Annotated in this window: 3 protein-coding genes; all 3 read right to left on the reverse strand. The window is 60.8% G+C overall.

From position 1 onward, the window contains the following. Positions 1–47 precede the first annotated feature (47 nt). The 3 genes from folD to AC2FIO_RS22795 are packed head-to-tail and all read right to left on the reverse strand — an operon-like array spanning position 48 to position 3,042. A complete protein-coding gene (gene folD / locus AC2FIO_RS22785; protein WP_282171205.1) occupies positions 48–950 on the reverse strand; it encodes a bifunctional methylenetetrahydrofolate dehydrogenase/methenyltetrahydrofolate cyclohydrolase FolD in 903 nt (300 codons plus the stop codon). A 52-nt stretch (positions 951–1,002) separates the two neighbouring features. Next, positions 1,003–1,308 (reverse strand): chorismate mutase, encoded by a 306-nt coding sequence (locus tag AC2FIO_RS22790; protein WP_058272292.1) that lies wholly within the window; start codon positions 1,306–1,308, stop codon positions 1,003–1,005. Between the two features lie 57 nt (positions 1,309–1,365). Continuing rightward, on the reverse strand, positions 1,366–3,042 hold the full coding sequence (locus tag AC2FIO_RS22795) for a formate--tetrahydrofolate ligase (RefSeq protein ID WP_496700165.1): 1,677 nt from the start codon (positions 3,040–3,042) through the stop codon (positions 1,366–1,368). Between the last annotated feature and the right edge of the window lie 19 nt (positions 3,043–3,061).

Genomic DNA, 3,061 nt, shown 5'->3' on the forward strand with positions numbered 1-3,061 from the left:
AAATTCAGTTTTGTTGGGGCGCATTTTTTGCGCCCCAGCGAAACAGGTCAGGCTGTGAGGCCTTCTGGTTCTGGCAGTTTGTTTGCGCGGCAGCAGGCGGTGAGGGTGTTGGCCAGCAGGCAGGCGATGGTCATGGGGCCGACGCCGCCGGGGACCGGGGTGATGGCGCCGGCGCGTGCTGCGGCGCTGGCATAATCGACGTCGCCGACCAGTTTGTTCTTGCCTTCACCTTTTTCGGGCGCATCAATGCGGTTGATGCCCACGTCGATGACGGTCGCCCCTTCCTTGATCCAGTCGCCCGGCACCATTTCGGGGCGGCCAACGGCGGCCACGACGATATCGGCGCGGCGGACCACGTCGGGCAGATCCTTGGTGCGGCTGTGCGCGATGGTCACGGTGCAGCTGTCGCCCAGCAGCAGCTGCGCCATCGGCTTGCCAACGATGTTCGAGCGTCCGATCACAACCGCATCCATGCCCGACAATGAGCCATGGTGGTCGCGCAGCATCATCAGACAGCCCAGCGGGGTGCAGGGCACCATCGATTTCTGACCGGTGCCCAACAGGCCCACGTTGGAGATATGGAACCCGTCCACATCCTTGGCCGGGTCGATCGAATTGATCACCAGATCCTCGTTCAGATGCTTGGGCAGCGGCAATTGAACCAGAATGCCATGCACAGCCGGATCGTTGTTCAGCTTTTCGACCAGCGCCAGCAGGTCCTCTTCCGAGGTATCGACATCCAGCTTATGCTCGTACGAGTTCATGCCGACCTCGACGGTCATCTTGCCCTTGGAGCGGACATAGACCTGGCTGGCCGGGTCTTCGCCGACCAGAACCACGGCCAGGCCGGGGGTGATGCCGTTTTCCTCTTTCAGCTTTGCGACCTGATCGGCCACTTGCGCACGGACCTTGGCCGCAAAGGCCTTGCCGTCGATAACCTGGGCTACCATCCTTTGATCCCTTCTTTCAAAAACGGATCGGGCGCATGAAGCGCCCGGTCATTCAGTCCGGGCCGAGAACACGTTCCTCACGTGCAATCGACCAGTCAATCAGCATGCGCCACAGTCTTTCGGCCAAATCCGGATCCATTCCCAGCTCGGCCGAGCTTGCGCGCACGCGGTGCACCACGTCTTCGACACGGTCCGGGATACGGGCAGGCAGGCCCTCGCCCGGCTTCAGCTCGGACGCGCGGTCAATGTAGCCTGCGCGCGCCACCAACATTTCGATCAGTTGGCGGTCCAGCTTGTCGATCTGAACCCGCAGATCCTGCATCGTTGCACAGTCTTGCGGCGGTGTCAGAGTGGGCATCGCGATCTCCTCATGGCCCGGGAAAACCCCGGACCACGAGATGTCCTATTCGGCGGCTTAGAACAAGCCCTCGATCTCACCTGCGTCATTGAGGCAGATGGTTTCCGCAGCCGGTTTGCGTGGCAGACCGGGCATGGTCATGATCTCACCGCAGACAACCACGATGAAGCCGGCACCCGCGCTCAGGCGGACCTCACGCACCGGAACCGAATGGCCGGTGGGCGCGCCACGCAGGCTCGGATCGGTCGAGAACGAATACTGCGTCTTGGCCATGCAGACCGGCAGATTGCCGTATCCGGCCTCTTCCCATTCACGCAGCTGGTTGCGGATCTTGTTGTCGGCCAGAACCTCGTCGGCGCGGTAGATGCGCTTGGCGATGGTTTCGATCTTCTCGAACAGCGGCATGTCATCGGGGTAGATCGGTGCGAAGTTGGCACTGCCGCCTTCGACGATCTCGACAACCTTCTCGGCCAGCGGCGCAGAGCCTTCCGAGCCCAGCTCCCAGTGACGCGACAGAACCGCCTCAACCCCATGCTCGGCGCAATAGTCGCTGACCGCCTGCACTTCGGCATCGGTGTCGGTGACGAAGTGGTTGATGGCAACCACAACCGGCACGCCAAAGGATTTCACGTTCTCGATGTGACGACCAAGGTTGGCACAGCCCGAGTTGACTGCGTCGACGTTTTCCGCACCCAGATCGGCCTTGGCAACGCCGCCGTTCATCTTCATTGCACGCACGGTGGCAACCAGCACCACTGCAGACGGCGCGATGCCCGCCTTACGGCACTTGATGTTCATGAACTTCTCGGCGCCCAGATCGGCCCCAAAGCCAGCCTCAGTCACAACGTAGTCAGCCACTTTCAAAGCAGTCTTGGTGGCAATGACCGAGTTACAGCCATGCGCGATATTGGCGAACGGGCCACCGTGGACAAAGGCTGGGTTGTTTTCCAGCGTCTGCACCAGGTTCGGCTGCATCGCGTCTTTCAGCAGCACGGTCATTGCGCCTTCGGCCTTGATGTCGCGGCAGTAAACAGCGGTCTTGTCGCGGCGATAGGCCACGATGATGTCACCCAGACGCTTTTCCAGATCCTTCAGGTCGTTGGACAGGCACAGGATCGCCATGACCTCGGACGCCACGGTGATGTCAAAGCCGGTTTCGCGCGGGAAGCCGTTCGACACACCACCCAGGGACGCCGTGATCTGACGCAGGGCACGGTCATTCATGTCGACCACGCGACGCCATGCGACGCGGCGTACATCGATCTCGGCTTCATTGCCCCAGTAGATGTGGTTGTCGATCATCGCCGACAGCAGCGAATGCGCCGAGGTGATCGCGTGGAAATCCCCGGTAAAGTGAAGGTTCATTTCCTCCATCGGAACAACCTGTGCGTAACCGCCCCCTGCAGCGCCGCCCTTCATGCCGAAGTTCGGGCCAAGCGAGGCTTCGCGGATACAGATCATCGCATTCTTGCCAATGCGGTTCAGACCATCACCCAGACCAACGGTCGTGGTCGTCTTACCCTCACCCGCAGGGGTCGGGTTGATCGCGGTGACCAGCACCAGCTTGCCGTCTTCTCGACCCTGAACCGAGTTGATGAACTCCTGGCTCACCTTCGCCTTGTCATGGCCATAGGGCAGCAGATCAGCAGAATCGATGCCGATCTTAGCGCCGATTTCCTGAATAGGCTTCTTCTGCGCCTCGCGCGCAATTTCAATGTCCGATTTATAGCTCATTGGGCAAAACCCCCGGTTG

The organism is Ruegeria sp. CDSB086 (assembly GCF_059611065.1).

Coding starts and splice junctions, on each gene's coding strand:
- folD (WP_282171205.1), bottom strand. CDS start 950: ATGGTAGCCCAGGTTATCGACGGCAAGGCCTTTGCGGCCAAGGTCCGT.
- AC2FIO_RS22790 (WP_058272292.1), bottom strand. CDS start 1,308: ATGCCCACTCTGACACCGCCGCAAGACTGTGCAACGATGCAGGATCTG.
- AC2FIO_RS22795 (WP_496700165.1), bottom strand. CDS start 3,042: ATGAGCTATAAATCGGACATTGAAATTGCGCGCGAGGCGCAGAAGAAG.